We start from the raw sequence: 22,454 nt of genomic DNA, 5'->3' as shown, positions 1-22,454 counted from the left end.
GGACGGCGGGGGGTTCGTTTCTAGGAGCGTTATCCGGCGTTTAGCCTCCGATGCCCACCATCACCCGCTCCCGCAGGGTGGGCAGGGTATTTCCAAAGGCTGGTTTCCGGTTGGTGGCAACCAGGATTGCATCTATCAGGGCCTCGATTGGATTAGGGGCTTCAAAGGCCCAGGCGATGTCCATCTCCAGTTCGGTGAGGAGGCAGGGGCGGATTTTCTTGTCCGCGGTTAGTCGAAGCCGGGAGCAGTTGGAGCAGAAGGGTTCGGTGACCGGGTTGATGAAGCCTACCGTTCCTGCCGCTCCGGGGATGCGGTAGACCCGGGCCGGGGCACTGGGGTCGTTTTCCACCCGCTCCAGGGGGCCAAAGTGGGCCTCAATCCGGGCTTTGGTTTCGGCGCCAGGGATGAAGCGGCTGCGGTAGAGCCCGGGTTCGGAGTTGTCCAGGTGCATGTACTCCAGGAAGCGCACTTCCAGGGGGTGCTCGAGGGAGAGCGAGGCCAGGGGAATGACCTCGCCCTCATTCATACCGCGGATCATCACCGCGTTGATCTTGACCGGGCGTATTCCCAGCGCCCAGGCGGCCTCTATGGCCTCCCAGACCTTCTCCACCTGGCCCCCTCGGGTCATGGACCGGAAGACCTCCGGGGTCACCGCATCCATGGAGAGATTGATGCGCTTGAGGCCCGCTGCCGCCAGCTCTTTGGCCTTTCGGGCAAAGAGCAGCCCGTTGGTGGTGATGGCGATGTCGGGAATTCCCAGCTCCGCAGCTGCTGCAATCATCTGGGGTAGCTCCTTGCGCACCAGGGGCTCTCCCCCCGTAAAGCGCACCGACTCCAGACCCAGCTGCTGCATAGCCTGGAGGAACAGGCGGGTCTCCTCCACCGTGATAACCCCTGGGGGCTCGGCCTGTTCGTAGCCCAGGGGCTGGCAGTACAGGCAGCGCAGGTTGCAGCGCGGCGTAACGGAGAGGCGCAAATCCTTAATGATGCGTCCGTACCGGTCGGTGAGCCTCACCTGAGCCTCCGTGTTGCACAGTTTTACAACACGACTTCGGGTTTTTCAAGCTGGCCGAACCCCTTTTAAGATAGGGGCATGTCCGAGAGCAGCGCAAAGCACAGGGAAATTGCCAGGGCCAGAGGGCCGGTGCGGGTGGCGGTGGTGACGGTTTCCGATACCCGTACCCCCGAGACCGATACCAACTTCCACTATCTAAAACCCGAGGTTGAGCGCCTGGGCCACCAGGTGGTGGGCTACCGCATCATCAAAGACGAACCGGAGCAGGTGGCCGCGGCCTTGGAGGAGATGGTCCAAGCGGGTGCGCAGATTATCCTGTTCAACGGCGGTACCGGCATCGCTCCGCGGGATACCACCTACGATGTGCTGGCCCGGAAGATTGAGAAGCCCATGCCGGGCTTTGGGGAGCTCTTCCGGATGCTTTCCTATCAGGAGGTGGGCGCTGCGGCCATGCTTTCCCGGGCCACCGCGGGTACCTACCGGGGACGGGTGGTCATCTCCACCCCGGGCTCGCCCAATGCGGTGCAGGTGGCCTGGACCAAGCTTATAAAGCCCGAGCTAGAGCACCTGGCCTGGGAGGTGGCCCGCTAGTCAGGCTTTTGAGGCATCTCCAGGCTCCGGGATGGCGCCGTAGGTCTCCTCATAGCGCTGGATGTTCTCGGCCAAGCTGCGCAGGAGGGCCTTGGCGTGTTGGGGGCTGGTGATGATGCGGCTGGTTACCAGGGCCACCACCTGATTGGGCTGGCTGCCTGGTTGCATCAGGGCGAAGTCTAGGTAAAACTCATTTTTCTGGTGTGAGAAGATGGCAAAGTTGGCGTATTTGCCTAGTGCGGTCTCGCGGTCTATGTCTACGCGTAGTTCGGGTACCTGAACGTCGCTCACCTTAGGGCCTCCTTGAGGCGTGGAACGCTTTTTTTGAGCTGGAAGCGCACCCGGCCCAGGCTTTGCATGGTGTCCATCAGCACCACCAGCAGGTATCCACCCTCGAGGGGGACCAGCAGAACCGGCCCCTCGGGGTACTCTACCATGACTTCCTCCACATCGCCGCGGCCCAGCTCCTGGGAGAGGGCCCGCGCTGAGGCCAGCGCAGTGGAGGCTGCACCTCCCAAGAAGTCCAGGTCGGGGGCTCTTTCCGTTCGGGTGCTCTCCACCACAAACCCATCCTCCGCGACCAGCGCAGAGGCCAGCACCCCTTTGGTGGCCTGTAGCTCGCTCAGCACTTCCTGTACCATATTCCTAAAGGCTCTGGGCCAGTCGTAGGGCCAGCCTGGACAGCTCCTGACCAATGCTCTTGCGGTCGCTGCCCTTCTCTACGACCGCCCCCAGGCAGTACCCGTTGAACACCACCACCAACACCTCGCGGTGCTCCGTGGCCAGGGTGAAGCGGCGCAGCTCGCCCCCCAGGTGTCGGGTAAGGGTTCGGCTGGCCCGGGCCAAGGCTGCTAGCTCGGCAGCCAGCAGTTCAGGCTCAGGGGTTGTCTTGCCCGTGCTCTCTATCACCAGGCCATCCTGGCTGGCCAGCACGGCCTGCCGCACCCCGGCCATAGAGAGGCTCTCGAGCATCCTCATACCGCGCTCCGTGGGTTGCTCCAAACCATACGGGGTCTAGCCTAGCACAGCCACCCGACGGCGGTGTGGGAAAATTGCACCGAGGGGCGTTACTCGGGATGCTCAGTAGCCCCGTCGGTTTTCCAGGGCTCGAGCCAGGGTTACCTCGTCGGCGTACTCCAGGCTGCCCCCTACCGGAAGCCCGTAGGCCAGGCGGCTGGAGCGCACCCCGCGGGCGCTGAGCCGCTCGGCCAGGTAGGCCGCGGTGGCCTCTCCCTCCACGGTCATGCTTGTGGCTAGAATCACCTCCTCCACCCCCTCGAGCCGCCCGAAAAGCGGCTCCAAGAAGAGTTGCTCCGGCCCGATGCCCTCCAAGGGGTTCAGGGCTCCTCCCAGCACGTGGTAGAGCCCGGCGTACTCCCCGCTGCGCTCGAGGGCCATCAGGTCGGCAATGGTCTCCACTACGCAGATAACCCTTCGGTTCCGCTCAGGGTCCGCGCAGATAGGGCAGAGGGCGTCCTCGGCCAGGTTGCCGCAGGCTGGGCATGGGTGAAGGGCCTGCGCTGCCTCCAGGCCGCCGATCAGGGCCGCACGGGCCTCGGGGTTTTGCACCAGGAAGAGCCCCAGCCTCTGGGCGCTCTTGGGCCCTACCCCGGGCAGGGCCGCCAGGGCCCGCACCAGCTTGAGGAGTTTCTCGGGATAGCGCATGGGGCCCCGAGTTTTCTAGAACATCTTTCCAAGCAGGCTGCCGATGCCCCCCAGCTCCCGGCTCATCTCCCTTTCGGAGAGGTCGTGGGCCTTTTTTTGGGCGTCCTGGATAGCTACCAGGATTAGGTCTTCTAGGGCCTCAAGGTCGCTTTTGTCCAGAGCTTCGGGTTTGAGTCGAACCCCCTGGATTTGCCCGTGGCCGTTGGCGGTGATTTCCACCAACCCACCCCCAGCGCTGCCCACCACGCTCATCTGGGCCAGCCGTTCCTGCACCTCGGCTGCTTTGCGCTGGGCCCTCTGGGCTTCTTTCATGATTTTCTGTAGGTTCATTTACCCCTCCAAAGGCACCCTTATTATTGCATGGGCCCTAGGCGGCCTCCTGTTGGGAAGGCCGGGGGATACCCCCCCGGAGGCGCACGGTGAGCGCGATGAGGGAAACTGCCATCCCTGAGAGGAACAGCACCGCCAGGACGCCCAGACGGGGCTCGAGTACCCCGGCCAGAAAGGTGCCCATAAGCACGGCGCTTTGCATGGTTGCCCCGAAGGCGGCCATAACTCGCCCCCGCACCTCGCTGGGGGCGGCGAGCTGGATGATGGAACGGGCCGGTACAATGAACATGGTGTTCAGAAAGCCCAGGGCCAGCATGGCCACCCCGGCCCAGAGGGGGTGAGGGAAAAGCCCGGTAGAGGCCATAAAGACCCCAAAAGCCCCGAGCCCTGCCAGGAAGACGGCTTCTCTTGAGAAGCGCCTGATAAGGGGCATGGTCGCGAACAGCCCCAGGATGGCTCCCCCGGCCATCAGGGCCTCCAGAACCCCAAACCCCTGGACCCCCACTTTCAGCGCGCCCACCGCGTATACGATTCCCAGGGCAGCCTCTACCGAGCCAAAGGCTGCGGCCAGGGCCAGCGTACCGACGGTGCGGGAGAGCACCGGGTTTTGCCACAGGATTTGCAGACCTGTGACCACCGAGGCGAAGTAATTGCCCCGGCCATCCTTGCCTCGCAGGGGGGGGAGGAGGGCGAGGAAGGCGGAGGAGATCAGGTAGGAGGTAGCGTCAATCCAGAAGGCTGGAGCCGGGCCCACATTTGCCACCAGCACCCCGGCTAGGGCTACAAAGGTCACGTCGGCAAAACGGGCCACAAAGGTCATCAGGCCGTTGGCGGCGTCCAGGGAGGATTCGGGCACCAGCTCGGGAATGGCGCTTTGGCTGGCCGAGTAGTGCAGGGCCTCCAGGGCCGCCATGGAGAAGGCTATGAGCATCAGCAGGGGCATGGTGTCCATGGCGAAAAGAGGTATACAGGCCACCAAAAACGCCCGTGCCAGGTCGGCGATGACCATCAGAACCCGACGGTCGTAGCGGTCGGCTAGGGGGCCCAGCAAGGGCCCCAGCAGCGCGCTGGCCACGAATTGAGCCCCTAGGATGAGGGAGACCCAGACCGCGTTTTGGGTTTCCTGATAGGCTACGAAGAGCAGGGCCACCCGGTGAATCTTGCTGCCAATGGTGGAGATGAAGCTAGAGATGAATAACCAGCGGAATCCAGGGTGCCCCAATGCGCTCCACATGTGTGCCCCAATCATAAACCGTTGGGTGGGGTGGAGAGGACAAAGGTTTATTGCCTTGGCGGAATGAGGATTAGGTTGTAAGCTACCCGGGCGCCTTCCCGGGCCAGCACCAGCCCTCCTTCGGGGACCACCCAGACCAGCAGGTCGGCCAGCTTACGGGGCACCAGGCCGGTGGAGGAGACATAGATTACGCCGTCCTGGTAGCGCAGGGAGAGCGCCGTGCTTCCGGCTTTGATGGTGCTGGGGGCCTCGCTCACGGTGGTAGAGCCTGCCCCTTGCCCTAGGGTGTCCCTCGAGGGTGGGCTGAAGCCCAGCCATTCGGAGAGTTCAATGTAGAGAACCTGCGCGTAGTCCTCCAGCCCCATCCCCTGGGCCACCTCGCTCAGGTAAGCGGCCCAGCTCGAGTGGCGCTGGATGCGGCCGCGGACAACCTCGAGCCCCTTTCGGGCGAACTCCTGCAGGTTGTCTATGGGGGCCTCAGCGTACTTGCTGGCTGATTCCGGCTGGAAGGCGGCGTAGTTGACCGGACCCTTGAACCTGGCCGAAAGAGCCCTGAGCAAGCGCAGGTAGGCGTAGTGGTTTTCCGGCCACATCAGGTGGGCCAGCACCCGGCCTTCGGCTAGAAGGCTGGAAAGGGTGGCCGCCTCTCGGGGCTCCAGCCAGAGGTGAAGGTAGTCTTGGTAGCGCACCCCGCGCATCTCTGCGTTGGGCAGGGTGAGGCTGAAAGCGGCGTTCCCCTCCAAGATGCGCTCCTGCCCTTCCACGCTGACGGAAAAGACCGGGCCTGCTTGGGAGATGGCCACCTGGTAGCCCCCGAGGGTAAAGCGCAGGGGCATCAGGCGCAGGCTGAGGGCCTTGGCCTCTGGGGGGACCTCGGAGAGCGCGTAGGTTGGGTTGGGGCTGCCCAGAATCTTCTGGGGGAGCTGGGGCCAGCTCGCCTCCCCTCGAGGGCTGGGGAGGTAGCGGGAGAGCAGGTTGGAAAGCCGCTCGATGGCGGCTGAGAAGCGCACCCGGTCCTCCTCCATGACCAAAGCCAGCCGACGCTCCTCCGCCGCCGCAGCCTGAAGGCGCTCCTCCAAGGTTCGAATCTCTGCCGGGCTCAGCCCCTGCCGGTGGGCCTCCTCCAGGGCCCTGCGGAGGCTCTCTAGGCTGGGGCCGCGAAGGGGGCTTTTCAGGGCGCCCTCGCTCTCCAATACCCTTCGGGCGAAGCGGCGCAGGTAGGGTACGGTCTCTTCAGGGGGAAGGTGGAGCCTTTCGGCGATGGAGAAGGCTTCACGGAAAAGCTCCAGCAGGAGACTTTGAGCGGTTGAGGGGTCGTCTATGCGGACCAGGGGGTCGGAGACGCTCGGAATGGGGTGGGCCAGGGTAAACCGGGAAAGGTTGTAGTCCTGTGTGAAAAGGGGGTTTTTGGCGTAGGCCTCGAGGTTCTGCAGGATTGCGTAGACCAGCCTAAGCTCATCGCGCTTGCCCTGGTTGAGGGTTTTGGCTACCCGGCCCATCTCGCGCTCCAGCCGCGCCCAGTACACCGCCTCGGCCAGCTTTTCCAGGGTTTGGCGCTCAGGGTCTGGGGGGTTGGGCTCCTCTTCTACGAGGATGGCCCCCAGATCGGAGGTGGGGCCTTCTTCCACGGTGGTCTTGTACCCCAGGCGGTGGGCCTTGAAGCGGGCATCTATGTCGCGGAACTTCTTGGCCAGGGGGCCAGGTAGATTGGCTTGGATTAGGGCCTGGCGCAGCCGGGTCAGGCCGGCCATCCCACCCTTGGGCTCTTGGCCGGCCACCAGATCGTCCACCTTGTACTCGTAGAGCTCGAGTAATTCAACCAAACCCGGCTTCATTCAGGGGGTATTATAAGGTGTCATGCGGCTGGCCCGGCTGGAAATTGCCACAGAATCCAACATCGGACGTCGTCGTCGGAGCAACGAGGACTTCCACCGGGTTGCGGTCCACCCCACCCCTTTGGGCTACCTGGTTTTGCTGGCGGTGGCCGACGGCATGGGTGGGGCCGAGGCTGGGGAGTTGGCCAGCAAGTTGGCCATCGAGGGGGTTAGCGTGGCCGCCAAGTCCTACGCGGAGCACACCGCTACTGGGAGGCCTGGGATAGGGCTCCCGCTGGTCATGGACCGAGCCTTCAAGCTGGCCCAGCGGCGCATCCTGCAGGAGGGTGAACGGGTGCCCTCGCGCAAGGGCATGGGTACTACCCTCACCGCGGTGTTGCTCACCGAGTGGAACCGGCAGGCGGTGGTGGGGCATGTGGGGGATACCCGGGCCTACCGTTACTCCTCAGGGCGCTGGACGCTGCTCACCCAGGACCACTCCTGGGTGGCCCAGCAGGTGCGCCAGGGGGCCCTTACCCCTGACCAGGCCAAGGACCATCCTTGGAAGCATATGCTGACCCAAGCCCTGGGCTTGGCTGAGGTGCGCTACGACATATTTTCGGTTAGCTTTGCCCCGGGCGAGGTGTTGGTGCTGGCTACGGATGGTCTGTACGGGCTGGTGCCTCCTGAGGAGTGGACCCTCGGCAACGACCTGCAGTCCTCCTTGGAGAACTGGGTGGGCAAGGCCTTGATGCGGGGGGGGACCGACAACATCACGGTGGTTGCGGCGAGGTTCAGATGAGCTACCTGATTGCCCTTCTGCTGGTAGGGATTACCACGGCACTCCTGCTGCGTGCCGGTTTGAACTGGGCCGTGCTGCTTCTGTTGGCGTTGGTGCTGGGGGGGGTGGCGGTGTTGGGGGCGGTGCCCTGGGTGCTGGCCGTGCCCCTGCTGCTGGGTCTTGGGGCGATGTGGCTACCCCGCTCCGGATGGGTTTCCTACAGGCCTCGTAGGCCCCGCTCCAGGCCCAACAGAAAGCCTGCTAAGGCAAAAGCCGACCCTAGGGTTTCCCTTAGCGGCGTAGCCGGTCTGGAGGCCCTCTACGAGATTCAGGAGAAGGTGGGCATCGGGGGCATGGCCACAGTGTACAAGGCCCGTAGCAAGAGGGACGGCCGGTTGGTAGCCCTCAAAATTCCCCAGGAAAAGTATGTGGGTGACCCCCGGTTTGTACGCCGCTTTCACCGAGAGGCCGAGCTTCTGGCCCGCCTGGATCACCCTAATATCGTCAAGGTCTACGATCACGGCAACCAGGGCGATACCCACTACATCGCTATGGAGTTTTTGGAGGGCGAGGGTTTAGACCGCCTCATTGAGGGGCGGCGCCTGGGCATCAGGAGCTTGGTGGAGGTGATGATCCGGGTGGCGGAGGCCCTGCAGCACATCCATGCCCAGGGCATCATCCATCGCGATATCAAGCCGGGCAACATCATGGTGCTCAGGAATGCGGTGCGGGAGGATGGCAGTGTGGACCCTCGAGGTGTGCGCCTGATGGATTTCGGTATTGCCGCGGGGAAGGTTCTTACTCGGCTGACCATCACGGGGGCCCGCATTGGAACCCCTGTCTACATGAGCCCTGAGCAGGCCAAGGGCCAGCGTATTGACCACAGGTCCGACATCTACAGCCTAGGGGTGGTCTTCTACGAGGCCCTTTGCGGACAGCCGCCTTTCCAAGGGGCCTACGAGGCGGTCATCCACCAGCAGATCACCCAGATGCCGCCACCCCCCAAGCAGCTCAACCCCGAGGTTCCCCAGGTCCTCTCCGACCTGGTCTACAGGATGCTGGAGAAGGACCCTGAGAAAAGGCCAGGGCTGGAAGCCGTCCTGGATGTGCTGCGGGGCAACTGGCAGGAAGACCCAGGGTTGGTGGCCCCGGTGTACCTGGCCCTGGCAGTAGAGACCAAGAAGGGGACCCTGCGCCTGATGGACCCCAGCGGTACCCTGGTGCGGATGTGGAGCGGTGTGGGAAGCGGGCGGGGGATGTTTTCCTCCCCACCCCTGTCCGTAGCGGTGGACTCGGAGGGGGGGTTTTGGATCAGCCTCTTTGAGTACGGAGGTGGGGCTACCCGGTTGCTGCATCGCTTCGATGTGGAGGGGGAGGTTACGCAGTCCATAGGGCCGTACGGAATGAAGCTGGGGGAGCTTCTATACCCCATTTCCTTGGCCCCTTTGCCAGATGGTCTTCTGGTTTTGGACGGAGAGGCCTGCACCATCACCCGTTTTGACCGAGAGGGCAAGCCGGTGGCCCGCTTTGGTGGTGTGGGCCAGGGCCGGGGGACCTTTGAGTCCCCTCGTGCGATTCTGGCTAGCTCGAGCTACATCTTCGTTCTGGACTACGGAAACCGCCAGGTGCAGCGCCTTTCCTTGGATGGGCGGTACGTGTCGCGCTACGCTTTTCGCAAGAGCCGTGAGTCCCAGGAACTCAGGGTTCTGGGCGGCCTTGGCCTGACCCCCGACGAGCAGCTCCTCATCTACGATGCGGACAGCCAAAAGGTTCGCCAGCTCTCCCTAGAGGGCGAGGTGCTGCTTTCGCTCCCGCTGCCTGTGGCCGAGGGAGAGGACCCCGCCAGCCAGGTGGAGATGGTGGTGCTGGGGGACGTGTTGTACGCCATCCGCAGGGGCAGTAGCAAGATACATCGCGTTAGGATGGATGGTCAGAGCCTTCCCAGCCTCGAGGTCTATGCGCCCTTGCGTGGTATTGCCCTGTGGCACAACGTTTTGCTGACTGAGCGCAGTGCCCGCACTGGACTATCGGCCCAGCCCTCTAGCTGAACCGACCTTGTTCCCGGAGACACCATGGCTAGGTGGGGTAGCCCCTACCCTTGGGGTATGGCAAGGCTGAAACCTGGTGACCCCGCGCCTTTGCCCAGCGTGCAGGATGCCCATGGGCAGACCGTGGACCTGGCCGAGCTGGTGCGGCAGGGCCGCTACATCGTGCTCTGGTTTTACCCCAAGGCCCATTCCCCCGGCTGCACCGCCCAGGGAAAGCGCTATGCTGAGTTGCAAGAGGAGTTCAGAAGGCTGGGGGCCGAGGTGTTTGGGGTAAGCGCTGACCCAGCCGCCGAGCAGTGCCGCTTCATTGAGCGCCTGGCCCTGCAGGGGCGGATGATACCCGACCGCTCGGGAGCGTTGGGGCGGGCTTTTGGGGTAGGGGGATTCCTGGGGGTAGGGGCCCTGCTGGGTCTGTACAGCCGGGACACCATCCTGATCAACCCGGAGGGGAAGGTTGAGCGGGTCTGGCGCAACGTGAATCCCTTCCGCGATGCGGAGGAGGTACTGGCTTACCTCAGGGCCAGGCGGCAGGCTCCTACCTGAAGCCTGGCCTACAGCTGCTTGGGGCATTTTGCGGCAGTCTAGGGGTGTGCGTTGGTTGCTCTGTCTGTGCGTGTTTTCCCTCTCAGCCTGGGCCCTCTCGCCGGGCGACCCCGTGAACCTGCCCCGGGTACAGGACTCCTACGGCCGCACCGTAGACCTGGCGGCCCTGGCCCGGGAAGGGCGCTACCTCCTGTTCTGGTTCTACCCCAAAGCTAGCTCGCCGGGCTGCACCGCCCAGGGCAAGCGCTATGCTGAGCTTTACGAGCAGTTTCAGGCCCTGGGGGTGGAGGTGTTCGGGGTGAGCGCCGACCCGGCCGCTGAGCAGTGCGCCTTCATAGAGAGGATGGCCCTAAAGGGGGCCATGCTGCCCGACAAGGATGGAACCCTAGCCCGGCTGTTTGGGGTGGGGGGTTTTGGGGGCTTCTACAACCGGGACACCATCCTGGTCAACCCAAAGGGCCGCATTGAGCGGGTCTGGCGCAGCGTGAACCCCTTTAGGGATGCCGATACGGTCCTGGCCTACGTCCGCACGCTAAGACGCTAGACCCAATGCGGGCGGTGGTGATCGGCGCAGGGGTGGGGGGGCTGACCGCCGCCGCCCTGCTGGCGAAGGCGGGCCTGGAGGTCACCGTTCTGGAGCGGCACACCTACCCTGGGGGGTCTGCAGGAACCTTCTTTCACAAGGGGTTCCGCTTTGATGCGGGGGCCACCTTGCTGGCAGGGTTTGACCAGGAGGGGGTGTTCGCCCGGCTCGAGGCCCTCCTGGGGGTGCGCTTTCCCGTTCGGCGGTTGCCGGAGGGGGCTCCCTTGATGGAGGTGTGGCTGCCGGACGGGCGGCGGGTGATGCGGCCGGTGGGGCGGGGGTTTGAACTGGAGGCCCAGCTTCAGGCCTTTGGTCCAGAGGTGAGGCCCTTTTGGGGCTGGCAGGCCCGGCGGGCCGAGGCCCTGTGGCGGCTTGCCCCGGGCCTGCCCTTTCCCCCCTCGGATGTTGCGGAAGGGCTGGCCCTGCTCCGGAGAGCTTGGGCCTGGCTCTGGGAGCGCCCATCCGAACGCTTAGGGCTTCTACCCGACCTGTTCCGTCGGGCTGCTGCCTATGCGCCTGAGGACGCGCTTTTCCGCCGCTTTCTGGACGCGCAGCTACTGATTGCTGCTCAGGCCGACAGCCAGCGCACCTATGCCCTCTTCGCCGCTGCCGCACTGGACCTGCCCCACCGGGGTCCCGCGCTGCCCTTGGGGGGGATGGGGGCGGTGGCCGAGACCCTGGCCGAGGCGGTGCTGCGCCACGGGGGGCGGGTGCTCTACCGGCACCGGGCGGAGCGGTTGGTGGTGCGAGGAGGGCAGGTGCGGGCGGTGGAGGTGGTGCTGGGGGGGCGGCGCAGGGGGGAGCGGGAGGTTGTTGAGGCCGAGCTCTTCGTGGCCAACCTGACCCCTGGCGACCTGGCCGCCCTGCTGCCGCAGAGGGGGGAGGCCACCCCGCCCCCGGACGCCTGGGGGGCATTCGTCCTCCACGCGGTGCTGCCCGAAGCCCAGGTACCCCCAGGGGCCCCCTACCGCCAGTGGGCTGGGGATGGGGACTGGGTTTTTGTGAGCCTCTCTGAGCCGGGCGATCCTGAGCGGGGTCAACCGGGTTTTCGGGTGCTTTCGGCCTCGGTGCACACCCCGCTTTCGGTCTGGCGTGGGCTTTCCCGTGAGGAGTACCTTCGCAGAAAGGCCCTCTGGCAGGCCCGCGTGGAGGCCCAGGTGGAGCGGCTCATACCGGGCTTCAGATCGGCTGCCCGCTTCATTCTGGGGGCTACACCCCACACCTTTGAGTTCTACACGGGCCGGCAAGACGGCTGGGTGGGCGGGTACCCCCAGGTGCATCCCTTGCGAACCCTGAGCCCCCGCACCCCCTACCCCAACCTGTGGCGGGTAGGGGAGACCATTTTCCCCGGGCAGTCGGTTCCAGCGGTGGCCATGGGGGGTGAGCGGGTGGCGGCGTTGGTGCTGGCTCGAGCCGGGATCAGTGGGTCTCGAAGGCTGTTCCTACCTTCCAGTAAGCAGCCATGACCTTGCGCGCGGCGGGCAGGGCCACCCCGCTCCCCTCGCCGCCGTTTTCGAAGAAAGCCACCACCACCAGGGGAGGCCGAGGGTCAGCGGGGTCGGTTGGGCCATAGCCCATGTACCAGGCGTGCTCAAGGCCTGGGGTCAGGGTCTCGTTCTGGGCAGTTCCGGTTTTCCCTGCAGTGGCCACTGGGAACTCGGCCAGCACGTGCCGTGCGGTGCCCCAGGTTACGGTTCTGCGCAACCCTTCCTGTAGCTCCCTCCAGTAGCGCCCACTCACCGAGGCGACGGGCCGCCGGACCTCTTGGTTCCCAATCCGGCGGACCAGGTGAAGCTCGGGTTGCCGGCCGTTTTGGGCAATGGTGGCCAGCATCCGGGCAATCTGGACAGGGGTGGCCTTGTTGTAGCCCTGCCCGATCACGATGGAGAGGGTTTCTCCCGGCCACCAGCGCGGGTCTTTGGGGATGTTTTGCCGCTTCCATTGCAAAGAGGGCACGACGCCGGTTTGTTCCCCGATCTCAAGACCGGTGGGGCGCCCTAGCCCTAGCTCTAGGGCCCGCTTGTGCAGTCTGTCCACCATCCCAATGGGGTCCAGCAGGGCCATCTGGTAGTACCAGGTGTTGCAGCTTTGGGCGATGGCCTCCTTGACGGTCATCATCCCCATGTCGTAGCGGGCCCAGTTGCGCCGGATACCGCCGTAGACGATGTAGGGGCTGCAGCGGAAGGTGGTGCTGGGGGTTACGTAGCCGCTTTCCAGGGCCAGGCTCGAGCTCACCAGTTTGTAGGTAGAGCCGGGAGGGTAGGCGTTTACCGCGCGGTTTAGGGTGGGACGGTCGGGGTCGCTGAAAAGCGCTCGGATTTTGTCGCTGGGCCTTGGTCTGCGGCCAAACAGGTTGGGGTCGAAACTGGGCGAGGTGGCCATGGCCAGCACCTCCCCGTTTCGAGGGTCTAGGGCTACGATGGCACCCTTGGCCTGCCTCGCGGGCGGAAGGCCGTTGCGCTGGCGGATGCGGTTGATGTCGGCCACGGCCTCTTCCAAGGCGCGTTCGGCCGCCCGCTGTAGCGGAAGGTCAATGGTCAGGTAGACGTCGCTGCCCGACTGGGGTTCGCGTAGCTCCTGGAAGCGAACCCGCTGACCCCTGGCGTTCACCTCGACCAGTACCACCCCCTTGATGCCCTTGAGGTGGCCTTCTAGGGCTGCCTCGAGGCCTGCTACGCCCACCAGCTCCTCTGGAGCGTAGCCTTCCTCGAGCTGCGCCTGGTTGGGCAGGGCAGTGTACCCGATCACCGGCCCCGAGATGGGGTTGGGGTAGACCCGCTCAATGCGCTCCAGAAGCTTGAGGTTGGGTTCCACCGCGCTCAGCTCGGCCAGGGTGGGCACCAGCGCCTCAGGGATGTTGGTCATGAGCTCTACCGGTCCTGTCTTGGGCAGCTCCTTGAGACCGGTGAGGGCCAGAAGGCGCTCTTTTAGGTGCACCTCGCCGCCCAGGTAAAGCAGGTCCACTGCCAGGCGGTTGGTGGCGATGACCTGGCCGTTTCGGTCCAGGATTCTGCCCCGGGGGGCTAGGATGGTCTCGGTGCGGAGGTAGTTGCCCTGGCTTTTGGTGGCGTACTGCTCGTACTGGAGGACTTGGAGTTGCCACAGACGCCCTACGAAGACCAGGAGCAGGGCGTAGAAAAACCCCAGCAGGATCCAGACCCGCCCGTTCATACACCCCCATCACGGACTTGGCTTCCACCGCTGGAAAATCCCGAAGAAAAACGGGGCCGCCAGCAGCGTCAGGACCATCTCCGGTAGGATAACCGGCCACAGGGTGAGAGGGTTGAAGGCTTCCAACCGCATCCAGAATGCCACCAACCATAGGCCGATCCACTTGGCCAGATAGCTTCCACCCAGAATCACCATCCGCCCAACCGGCTCATCCCAATGAACCAGCCTGGAAAGCCGGTAGTAGCCATAGGCGGCGAATAGGAGACCTACCCCGTGCAGCCCCGGGTACCCTGCCGAGAGCAGGTCCTGAAGAACCCCCACGGCAAAGGCCAGGGGAAGCCCTGCGTAAGGAGGGGTGCGGGCGGCCAGCAGCAGGGCGCATAGGTAGATGAGGTCGGGGGGAACCAGGCTGTCGCCCAGTAGACCCGAGACGAGGCTCTGCAGCAAAAAGGCTAGGAGAATGATAATGATCAGGAATAGCATACCAAGCGCTCTTGGCCCGATTTTCCCCTATCTGGGGTCTCACGGGAAGCCTGGGCCTTGGGGGCGTTTGGCGGATTCGGGACGCGCAGGTGCTCAGAGGGGTTTGAGCACCTGCACTTCTTCCAGCAGGGATAGCTGGACTGCAGGCTGCACCAGCAGCACTTTTTTCAGGGCTCCAGGCGAGTGGGGAAGCACCTGTACCACCGTCCCTACGGTGATGCCAGCTGGGTAGAGGCCTTGCAGGGCGCCCGTGACCACCTTGTCCCCAGGTTTGACCTCAGCTTCGGGGGCGATTTCCACCCGCAGCATTCGGGGTGGGGCCCCGTAGGCGATGCCCCGCCCTGGCCCGTTGGCCAGGCGCACCCCCACCCGTGACTCTGGGTCAAGGATGGTGCGCACCACCGCTTGGTTGGGGGTGACCTCGGTGATGATGCCCACCAGCCCGGTGGGGGCGGTCACCGGCATGCCCACCCGGAGCCCCTGGGCTGAGCCAGCCCCCAGAAAAATGCGCTGGTAGAGACCCGAGGGGTCCTCATCTACCACCGGGGCCACCGCGGCCACCCCTAGACCCTGACCTGCCTGCACCCTTAAGGTCGCCTGCAGCCTGCGGTTTTCCAGCACAAGGCGCTGGTTTTCCTGTTTTAGCTGCATCAGCTCAGCCTGAGTCCGGCGGAGTTCAGCCCGTAGGTCGCGCCGGTCAAAAAAGGCTGCCAGGCCGGCTCTTAGGTTCTGCCCCAGCCTGAAGGAGAGGCCGAATAGGGGTGCGGTGCGGGCAGCGAACTCCCCCGGCAGGGTGGGGGCGGACTGCCGGGTAAGGGTGGCCAGCAAGACCCCAAGAACGAGGAGTCCTACCAGCAGGATGCGGCGGGCCAGGGTGTCGCTCATGGGGTACCTCTGGGGCCATGCCCCGCAAGAGTCTAACCTAGGAGCGGCTTTTCTCAGTGAAAGTTCAGGCCAAGGATGCGAAATAGCCGTACTCCAGTAGGCGCTGCCAGACCCGGCTCACGGGCAATCCCATTACGGTGTAAAAGTCGCCCTGGATGCTTTCAATGAAGACCATACCCAGCCCCTGAGCCCCGTAACCCCCGGCTTTGTCCAGGCCCTCGCCGCTTTGCAGGTACCAGTCGAGTTCCCACTCCCCTATGGTGCGAAAGGTTACCTGGGCCTCCACCACCTCGTTGTGCAGGTGGCCATCCGGCCTTAGGAGGGCGAAGCCGGTGTGGACGGTGTGGGTGCGTCCTGAGAGGCGGCGCAGGAAGGCCCTGTTTTCTGCGGTGTCCCGGGGCTTGCCCAACGCTTCTTGGCCCAAAGCCACCACCGTATCGGCGGCCAGCACCCAGCGGCCCGGCCTCTGGACGGCTCGAGCCTTTTCCACCGCCAGGGCCCGGGCCATAGCTGCCGGAGGGAGGTGGGATAGCCTGCCCTCGTCCAGGTGGGCCGGGACCATCTCAAAGGGCAGGCCGAGCCGCCTCAGCAGCTCAGCCCGGCGGGGGCTTTGCGAGGCCAGCACTAAGGTGGGGAGGTTCATAGGGGTTTCCCAGCTCGCCATATCCGCTCTACCTCCTGCCGGTAGCGTTGGGCCAGTTCTGGACCGTTTAGGACCAGTAGGTTTTCGTTGTTGCGCCGGAAGGCTGAATTGGTGAAGTTGTAGCTGCCTGTAACCACCCAGGTGCCGTCCACCACCATTACCTTGTGGTGCATGGTGTAGGGGTTCCCGTCCTGGCGCACATCCACACCGGCCCTTCTCAAGGGCCCGGTGCGGGAGTTGACCAGGTTGCGGCCGTCTATAACCACCCGTACCTCTGCGCCCCGCTGATGGGCCCTCACCAGGGCTTCCACCACGCGCTCATCCGTGAGGACATACGCCGCCACAAGAACCTCTTGGCGGGCGCCCTCCAGAACCTTGAGAATGGCTTCCCGTCCCTGGTGCCCTCCAGCGGGGCTGAAATAGACGGTGCCTTGGGTGGACCCTACTTGGAAGCGCGCGGGGTGGCCTAGGCCGCTTTCCTGACCGGAGAAAAGCGCCTCGAACTCTGCCCGGTAGGCTGCTACCAGCCCTTCCACAGGCAGCCAGAGGCTGTTTTCATCATTGCGCTCAAAGGCGTTCCAGGTCAGGTTGCTGCTGCCCGTCCAGACCCCTTTTTGGTCAATCAGCACAAACTTGTGGTGCATTAGGGCGTTGTCGCGGCCGTCATAGCAGACTGCAACCTGCCTCAAAGTTTCGCAGCGCTCCTGGCTTTGGCTGGGGACGCCCAGGCTCTCCCGCAGCTCACGGCGGTAGTCTGATTCAACAAAAAGCCGCACCCGCACGCCCCGCTCGGCTGCCCGTAGCAGGGCCTGGCCGATCTCGCGGTCCTCCAGCTCCAGAACGGCCACCTCAACCTGCTGCTGGGCCGAGTCTAGGAGTTCGATCAGGCGCTGTTTGGCCGCAGGGCCCTGTTGGGGGGCAAAGTACAGCTCCAGCCCCCCTTCTGCCCGGTAGACTGGGGGTATAGCTTGGGGAAGGTTCTGCCAAAGGAGGTATACGAGCAGGCCGACCAGGAGGAACGCCGCACCCCACTCCCTCTGGCGGCGTCTGCGGGTGGGTCGTGGATACCGCTGCATGGCAGGTGCCTACTCTACAACCCGGCCCGGGGAATTGTCTGCTATGCTTTCAGGCGGTTATGGAGCGACCCTTGATGGTCTTCAGCGGCCAATCCAACCCCGCGCTAGCCCGGGAAATCGCAGATAATTTGGGAATACCTCTGGGGAGGAGCACCACCCAGCGTTTTGCCAACGACTGCCTCTTTGTTCGCTACGAGCAGAGCCTGCGGGAAGGGGACATTTTTATTATCCAGTCCCTCACGCCGCCGGTGCAGGACCACCTGGTGGAGTTGCTGATGATGATAGATGCTGCCAAAAGCAGCAGCGCAGCCCGGGTCACGGCGGTGATCCCCTACTATGCCTATGCCCGCAGCGATAAAAAGGACGCCCCGCGCATCTCCATTGCCGCTCGGCTGGTGGCCGACCTGATCCAGACCGCCGGGGCCGACCGGGTCTTGACCATGACCCTGCATTCAGCCCAGGTGCACGGCTTCTTCAAGGTTCCGGTGGACCACCTCTCGGCTGAGCCGGTCATCGCTAACTACTTTGCTACCCGGCTGGAGGGCCTGGAAAACGCTGTGGTGGTGGCCCCAGACGCGGGCGATCTGAAACGGGCCAGCTCGCTTGCCCGCAGGCTGGCCTTACCCATCGCTTTTATTGACAAACAGCGCCTCTCGGATACAGAGGTGACCTCGAGGGGCCTCGTAGGGGATGTTCGGGGCAAGACCGCCCTGATCGTGGACGACGAGGTTTCCACTGCCGGCACCCTGGTGCAGGCCGCTGAGCTTCTGGTACAGCATGGGGCCGAAGCGGTCTACGCGGCCTTCACCCACGGGGTGTACGTGGGGCCGGCCATTGAGCGAATTGAGCGAGCGCCCATTGCGGAGGTAGCGGCCACCAACACCTGTGCCTACCGGGCCCAGGCGAGCCAGAAGATCAAGCAGCTCAGCGTGGGGCCGCTTTTTGCCGAGGCCATCTGGCGGATTCACCGGGGTGAGTCGGTTTCCTCGCTCTTTACGTAGATGGACGAGGGGGCTGCTGGGCTTTCCTGCCGCTAAACTCCTCCGCCCCGGAGGGGCCAGCGGGGGGTTGGATGGCCTCGATCACCAAGGCCCCCATCGCCCCCAGAACAAATCCCAGGACCACCGCCAATGCGGTGAATAGGGCGGGCCTGGGGAAGCTGGGCCGCAGGGGCTCGGCAGGGGGTACGAGCACCTGAACAAGAAGCGCTTGGCTGACAAGCCGACTGATGGAACTGGGATTTTTCAGAAGTTCGCTGAGCACCGCAATGCGGGCCTCGAGCTGGGCAATCTGCGAGCGCAGGCGGGACTCGTCCAGGCTGAGGCTGGTGTAGGCGGGGGTGGGGCTGCGGGCGGTCTGAGGGTCATTTCCCCGCGCCTCGAGGGCTGCGGCCAGGGAGGGGTCGGTGCTGAAGCGGTCGGGGGCTTGGGCGAGCTGGGCCTGGATGCCCTTTAGGCCGTCCTGGGCCGCCTTGAGGTCAAATTGGGCCTGGGTTAGGGCGGCCTGGAGGTTGGCTCGGGCTCCTTCCAGAAGGGTTTGCTCCAGGTAGCCTCGGGCCACCTGGAGGAATCGCTCGGCGCGCTTGTGGGCCTCCTGAGGGGTGCGGCCCTGAGCGGTGAGGAAGAGCAGACCCCGTTTTTCGTCAAAGCGGGCTCGGTAGTAGCGGCTGGGGTCGTCGACCCCGAGCTGGTCGGCCAGGAGGCGGGTTTGCTGAAGGTCCACGAACCCCTGGGCCAGCCCGGGTAGGGAAGGCAGGTTGTTGAGCAGGCCTTGGTTAGACTGGTTGGAAAGGGAGAGGCTGACCACCACCTGGCTGGTGTAGGTCTTGGGCCACAGCAGGCTGAAGGCCAGGACGGCCAGCCCCAGCCCTAGAGGCAACCCCAGGACCAGCCAGGCCCGGCGTTTGAGCATCAGGTAGATTTCTCTCAGCGAGACCTCATCGGGAGCTTGCGTTTCGCTTGGCATCTTCGCGGCATTCTAACAGAATCTTTGAGGGCTTGCTCGTGGTAAACTCTAGCCCGAGCATGACCCTCTTTGAACAGTTTGAGCGGCACATCAACCCTGGTTTGGCGGGGCTTCTTCGCTTTACCGGCCTGGACAAGGTGGAGTCCCACGCTGAAGGGGTGTACGTGTGGGACACCGAGGGCAAGCGCTACCTGGATTTTTTGGGCCTCTACGGTACGCTTTCCCTGGGCCATCGCCATCCCAAGGTGGTGGCCGCGGTGGAGCGGCAGCTTGCGCGCATGCCCATGTCGGTGCGGGTTCTGGTCTCCGAGCCCACCACCCGTCTGGCCGCCCGGCTGGCTGAGCTGGCCCCAGGGCCGCTCTCCATGGTCTACTTTGGCAATTCCGGGGCCGAGGGGGTAGAGGCCGCGCTCAAATTTGCCCGCTTTTACACGGGGAAGCCCGGCTTTATCACCACCGAGGGAGGGTACCACGGCAAAACCTTTGGTGCCCTCTCCGTCACCCCACGCGAGCCCTACCAGGCCCCGGCCCGTCCCCTTTTGCCTGGGGTGAAGGTGGTGCCCTTTGGCGATGCTCAGGCGGTGGCCCAGGCCATTGATTCCGACACCGCGGCGGTGATTGTGGAGCCCATCCAGGGCGAGGGGGGCATCCGGGTGCCGCCCGAGGGGTACCTCCGGGAGTTACGGCGCATCACCCGGGAACGTGGGGTGCTGCTCATCGCCGATGAGGTGCAGACCGGCCTGGGCCGCACTGGAAAGCTCTGGGCGGTGAACTGGGAGGCGGTTGAGCCGGACATTCTGGTAAGCGCTAAGGCCCTGGGGGGTGGGGTGATGCCCATCTCGGCCACCCTGGCCCGCCCAGAGGTCTTTGCCATCTACAAAGATCAGCCTCTCATCCACTCCTCTACCTTTGGGGGCAACCCCCTCGCGGCAGCAGCGGCCCTGGCGGCCTTGGAGGTCATTGTGGAGGAGGACCTGCCCGGGCGCGCTTTGGAGATGGGGGCTTACCTGATGCAGGGCCTTTTGGAGCTGCAGCGGGCTTTCCCTGAGTTCATTCAGGAAGTGCGGGGCCGAGGCCTCATGCTGGGTTTGGAATTTGCTGACGCCGATATTGGGGCGGTGGTGGTGGCCGAGTTGGCCGCTCGAGGGGTGATCACCGCCTTCGGCCTCAACAACCCCAAGGTGGTGCGCCTGGAACCCCCTCTTATCGTGGAGAGGGCCCACATTGAGGAGGCCCTGGCGGCGCTGGCCGGGGCTCTGGAGGCCACCCGGGTGGCCTTTGAGGGCGTGCTCTAGGGCGCTTTATGCTCGAGCAGATCTACGAGTTTTTGAAGAAGCGCCCAGATAAGCGCCACAGCCTGCGCGAGGTGGTGCGCGGCCTGGGGCTGGACAAGGAAGAGGCCAGGGCCGCTCTGGAGCTTCTGGTGGCGGAGGGTAAGGTGCTGGAGCCCCGCCGCAAGCTCTACGAGCTGCCCAAGGTTCGAGCGGAGAAGGGCCTGAAGGGCCGCCTCCAGGCCCATCCAGCGGGCTTTGCGTTTGTGCTGCCCGAAGACCCCAACCTGCCCGACCTCTACATCCCCAAAGGGCATCTGGGGGGGGCCTGGCACGGCGACCTGGTGCGGGCCGAGGCCCGTCCACCGGGCCGCGACGGTCGGCCCTGGGGGGTGGTGGTGGCGGTGCTCGAGCGGGCCACCCACCAGGTGGTGGGCCGGCTTTACTTCAAGAAGGGCTACGCCTGGCTCAAGCCGGATGACCCGCGCCTACCCTCCCTGAAGCTCAGGCCGGAGGGCCTAGAGGGGTTGGAGGCAGGAAGCCGCCTCTCTGCGCGGGTGGTGTTCCCCCCCCGAGGCGAGCCTTACGGCGAGGTACTGGCCTACCTGGGGCAGGGCGAAGGGCCGGAGGTGGAAACCGAGGCCATCATCGCGAAGTATGGGTTGCGGAGCAGCTTTCCTCCGGAGGTCGTGGCTGAAGCAGAGCAGGTGGCCCGCATTGAACCTGAGGAACTGGCCCGCCGGGAGGACTTTCGGGCCCTTAGGGTCTTCACCATCGACGGGGCCGATGCCAAGGACTTTGACGACGCCATTCACATTGAGCCCCTGTCGAATGGGAACTACCGGGTGGGCATCCACATCGCCGACGTCTCCCACTACGTCCGCGAGGGCGGCCCTCTGGACCGGGAGGCCTACGAACGGGCCACCAGCGTCTACCTGCCGGGCCGGGTGCTGCCTATGCTACCTGAGGCCCTGTCCAATGGGATTTGCTCCCTGAAGCCGGGGGAGGACCGGCTGGTCCTTTCGGTGTTGGTGGAGCTGACCCCCGAAGGCAAGGTCAAGGGCTACCGCTTTGCCGAAGGGGTCATCCGCAGCGTGGCCCGCCTGACCTATGAGGACGTGGAGGCCTTTGCCGAAGCCAAAGATAGGGGAGAGTCTCCTCCAGATGGGGCCATCCCGCCGGCTTTGCACCCCGACCTCGAGCTTCTGCTGAGCCTGACCCAGGCCCTGAAGCAGCGGCGGCTCGAGCAGGGCGCGCTGGACTTCAACTTTACCGAGGTCAGGGTGGAGGTAGACCCCGAGGGAAACCTCCACCTCATCCCGTTGCGCGAGCCCAGGGCCCGGAGCCTAATCGAGGAGCTGATGTTGCTGGCTAACCGCACGGTGGCCAAACACCTGGCCGACCGCAAAATTCCGGCGCTTTTCCGAGTACACGAAGACCCCAGCCAGGAGGCCTTTGCCAGGCTGGTCGCTGCCCTAGGCCGGCTTGGCTACAGCCTACCGGGGGGTGAGCCCACCCCCAAGGCCCTTCAAGCGGTCCTCCGGCAGGCTGAGGGTCGCCCGGAGGCCCCGGTGGTCTCCACCTTGCTCCTGCGCTCCTTGCGGCTGGCCCGCTACGCGGCGGAGAACCTGGGCCATTTTGGCCTTGCGGCGGAGCACTACCTGCACTTCACCAGCCCTATTCGGCGCTACCCTGACCTGGTCGTGCACCGGGTGCTGCGGGCCCTCCTGCGCCGTCGGGCTACCAAGGCCCGCAAGGAAGACTGGGCCCGCCGGTTTCCCAAGATGGCGTTGCACGTTTCTGAGCGGGAGCGGGCCGCAGAGAATGCCGAACGGGAGCTGACCAAGTACTACCAGTGCCTTTGGGCCCTGCGCCACCGGGGCGAGGTGTACACCGGCACCGTTTCGGGGGTGACCGGCTTCGGGGTTTTTGTGAGCTTGCCCAATGGGGTAGAGGGCATGGTGCGGCTTGGGGCTTTGCGGGACGACCAGTACCACTATCATGAGGACCTGCTGGCCCTGGAGGGCCTGCGGAGCAAACGCCGTATTTGCATAGGAGATGAGATGGAAGTGAAAATCGAGGGGGCTGACCCCGCCGCACGGCAGATCGACCTTGTGCCGACCGAGCGTTTTCTTGAGGTAGGAACAAGCGCCCCCGCCGCGGGCAAGAGCAAGAAGCCGCCCAAGAGGGGGACAAAGGCCCGCCGGAAGGTGGGGTCTGCTGAGCCGAAGGGCTCGCCGCCTCATGCGAAGGCCCGGCCACGGCGGGTGGTGGGTCCGCCGGAGGAACGCCGGGGCTTCGTCAAGCCGGTAAAGGTCAGGGTGCAGAGAATCTACTTTGGCGCTTGGGGAGGAGA

At 64.8% G+C, this 22,454-nt stretch carries 23 protein-coding genes; 9 read left to right on the top strand and 14 right to left on the bottom strand.

The genetic code is table 11. The features are described from left to right. Nucleotides 1-40: 40 nt before the first annotated feature. Nucleotides 41-1,015 (bottom strand): GTP 3',8-cyclase MoaA, encoded by a 975-nt coding sequence (moaA, locus tag NZ849_RS10170; RefSeq protein ID WP_295406816.1) that lies wholly within the window; start codon nt 1,013-1,015, stop codon nt 41-43. 78 nt (nt 1,016-1,093) lie between these two features. Here moaA and NZ849_RS10165 point away from each other — a divergent pair, with 78 nt between their 5' ends. Further along, on the top strand, nt 1,094-1,606 hold the full coding sequence (locus NZ849_RS10165; protein ID WP_295406813.1) for a molybdenum cofactor biosynthesis protein B: 513 nt from the start codon (nt 1,094-1,096) through the stop codon (nt 1,604-1,606). On the opposite strand, the gene NZ849_RS10160 is transcribed toward NZ849_RS10165, so the two are convergent. The 7 genes from NZ849_RS10160 to NZ849_RS10130 form a co-directional block, all read right to left on the bottom strand. Further along, the gene (locus NZ849_RS10160) at nt 1,607-1,897 is read right to left on the bottom strand and encodes a DUF3467 domain-containing protein (protein ID WP_295406809.1); all 291 of its coding nucleotides are present in this window, start codon (nt 1,895-1,897) and stop codon (nt 1,607-1,609) included. Continuing rightward, nucleotides 1,894-2,247, bottom strand: coding sequence for a roadblock/LC7 domain-containing protein (locus NZ849_RS10155; RefSeq protein ID WP_295406806.1), 354 nt, complete (start codon nt 2,245-2,247; stop codon nt 1,894-1,896). The genes NZ849_RS10160 and NZ849_RS10155 overlap by 4 nt, the downstream gene beginning before the upstream one ends. A gap of 4 nt (nt 2,248-2,251) precedes the next feature. Continuing rightward, nucleotides 2,252-2,584: a roadblock/LC7 domain-containing protein gene (locus NZ849_RS10150; RefSeq protein ID WP_295406803.1), complete on the bottom strand. Its 333-nt coding sequence runs from the start codon at nt 2,582-2,584 to the stop codon at nt 2,252-2,254. 102 nt (nt 2,585-2,686) lie between these two features. Next, the gene (gene recR, locus NZ849_RS10145) at nt 2,687-3,271 is read right to left on the bottom strand and encodes a recombination mediator RecR (protein WP_295406800.1); all 585 of its coding nucleotides are present in this window, start codon (nt 3,269-3,271) and stop codon (nt 2,687-2,689) included. 15 nt (nt 3,272-3,286) lie between these two features. Then, complete coding sequence (locus tag NZ849_RS10140) at nt 3,287-3,601, bottom strand: YbaB/EbfC family nucleoid-associated protein (RefSeq protein WP_295406796.1); 315 nt, start codon at nt 3,599-3,601, stop codon at nt 3,287-3,289. 37 nt (nt 3,602-3,638) lie between these two features. Next, the gene (locus tag NZ849_RS10135; RefSeq protein WP_295406793.1) at nt 3,639-4,835 is read right to left on the bottom strand and encodes an MFS transporter; all 1,197 of its coding nucleotides are present in this window, start codon (nt 4,833-4,835) and stop codon (nt 3,639-3,641) included. 47 nt (nt 4,836-4,882) lie between these two features. Further along, the gene (locus NZ849_RS10130) at nt 4,883-6,670 is read right to left on the bottom strand and encodes a hypothetical protein (protein ID WP_295406790.1); all 1,788 of its coding nucleotides are present in this window, start codon (nt 6,668-6,670) and stop codon (nt 4,883-4,885) included. Nucleotides 6,671-6,692: 22 nt separating this feature from the next. Here NZ849_RS10130 and NZ849_RS10125 point away from each other — a divergent pair, with 22 nt between their 5' ends. From NZ849_RS10125 to NZ849_RS10105, 5 genes are read left to right on the top strand one after another with little or no spacing between them, the layout of a single operon-like run. Beyond that, nucleotides 6,693-7,451 (top strand): protein phosphatase 2C domain-containing protein, encoded by a 759-nt coding sequence (locus NZ849_RS10125; RefSeq protein WP_295406787.1) that lies wholly within the window; start codon nt 6,693-6,695, stop codon nt 7,449-7,451. Then, nucleotides 7,448-9,478: a protein kinase gene (locus NZ849_RS10120; RefSeq protein WP_295406784.1), complete on the top strand. Its 2,031-nt coding sequence runs from the start codon at nt 7,448-7,450 to the stop codon at nt 9,476-9,478. The genes NZ849_RS10125 and NZ849_RS10120 overlap by 4 nt, the downstream gene beginning before the upstream one ends. 57 nt (nt 9,479-9,535) lie before the next feature. Continuing rightward, nucleotides 9,536-10,021 carry a peroxiredoxin gene (locus tag NZ849_RS10115; RefSeq protein ID WP_295406781.1) on the top strand — a complete coding sequence of 162 codons (486 nt, stop codon included), beginning with the start codon at nt 9,536-9,538 and terminating at the stop codon, nt 10,019-10,021. Nucleotides 10,022-10,067: 46 nt separating this feature from the next. Next, nucleotides 10,068-10,565, top strand: coding sequence for a peroxiredoxin (locus tag NZ849_RS10110; RefSeq protein WP_295406779.1), 498 nt, complete (start codon nt 10,068-10,070; stop codon nt 10,563-10,565). A gap of 5 nt (nt 10,566-10,570) precedes the next feature. Further along, nucleotides 10,571-12,070: an NAD(P)/FAD-dependent oxidoreductase gene (locus NZ849_RS10105; RefSeq protein WP_295406776.1), complete on the top strand. Its 1,500-nt coding sequence runs from the start codon at nt 10,571-10,573 to the stop codon at nt 12,068-12,070. On the opposite strand, the gene NZ849_RS10100 is transcribed toward NZ849_RS10105, so the two are convergent. The 5 genes from NZ849_RS10100 to NZ849_RS10080 form a co-directional block, all read right to left on the bottom strand. Beyond that, nucleotides 12,024-13,775, bottom strand: coding sequence for a penicillin-binding transpeptidase domain-containing protein (locus NZ849_RS10100; protein WP_295406773.1), 1,752 nt, complete (start codon nt 13,773-13,775; stop codon nt 12,024-12,026). The genes NZ849_RS10105 and NZ849_RS10100 overlap by 47 nt on opposite strands. Before the next feature lie 9 nt (nt 13,776-13,784). Next, complete coding sequence (gene mreD, locus NZ849_RS10095) at nt 13,785-14,258, bottom strand: rod shape-determining protein MreD (RefSeq protein ID WP_295406770.1); 474 nt, start codon at nt 14,256-14,258, stop codon at nt 13,785-13,787. A 93-nt stretch (nt 14,259-14,351) separates the two neighbouring features. Continuing rightward, entirely contained in the window at nt 14,352-15,143 is a 792-nt protein-coding gene (gene mreC / locus NZ849_RS10090; protein ID WP_295406766.1) for a rod shape-determining protein MreC, read from the bottom strand. A gap of 64 nt (nt 15,144-15,207) precedes the next feature. Continuing rightward, nucleotides 15,208-15,786: a nucleoside triphosphate pyrophosphatase gene (locus tag NZ849_RS10085; protein WP_295406763.1), complete on the bottom strand. Its 579-nt coding sequence runs from the start codon at nt 15,784-15,786 to the stop codon at nt 15,208-15,210. Then, a complete protein-coding gene (locus NZ849_RS10080) occupies nt 15,783-16,862 on the bottom strand; it encodes a phospholipase D-like domain-containing protein (RefSeq protein ID WP_295406758.1) in 1,080 nt (359 codons plus the stop codon). The genes NZ849_RS10085 and NZ849_RS10080 overlap by 4 nt, the downstream gene beginning before the upstream one ends. Before the next feature lie 59 nt (nt 16,863-16,921). Here NZ849_RS10080 and NZ849_RS10075 point away from each other — a divergent pair, with 59 nt between their 5' ends. After that, complete coding sequence (locus NZ849_RS10075; protein WP_295406755.1) at nt 16,922-17,863, top strand: ribose-phosphate pyrophosphokinase; 942 nt, start codon at nt 16,922-16,924, stop codon at nt 17,861-17,863. Here NZ849_RS10075 and NZ849_RS10070 read toward each other — a convergent pair. After that, on the bottom strand, nt 17,856-18,827 hold the full coding sequence (locus NZ849_RS10070; RefSeq protein WP_295406751.1) for a Wzz/FepE/Etk N-terminal domain-containing protein: 972 nt from the start codon (nt 18,825-18,827) through the stop codon (nt 17,856-17,858). The genes NZ849_RS10075 and NZ849_RS10070 overlap by 8 nt on opposite strands. A 59-nt stretch (nt 18,828-18,886) precedes the next feature. Between NZ849_RS10070 and NZ849_RS10065 the strand changes: the two genes are divergently transcribed. Both NZ849_RS10065 and rnr read left to right on the top strand, forming a co-directional pair. Beyond that, on the top strand, nt 18,887-20,122 hold the full coding sequence (locus NZ849_RS10065) for an aspartate aminotransferase family protein (RefSeq protein WP_295406748.1): 1,236 nt from the start codon (nt 18,887-18,889) through the stop codon (nt 20,120-20,122). 8 nt (nt 20,123-20,130) lie between these two features. Further along, nucleotides 20,131-22,454 (top strand): ribonuclease R (gene rnr / locus NZ849_RS10060; RefSeq protein ID WP_295406744.1); only part of this gene is annotated, 2,324 nt, incomplete at its 3' end.

Origin of the sequence: Meiothermus sp. (assembly GCF_025060375.1) — a bacterium.
In the GTDB taxonomy this organism is placed as follows: Bacteria; Deinococcota; Deinococci; order Deinococcales; family Thermaceae; genus Meiothermus.
The sequence above is the reverse complement of the archived record's forward strand: the minus strand, read 5'-3'. Positions and strand labels throughout refer to the sequence as shown.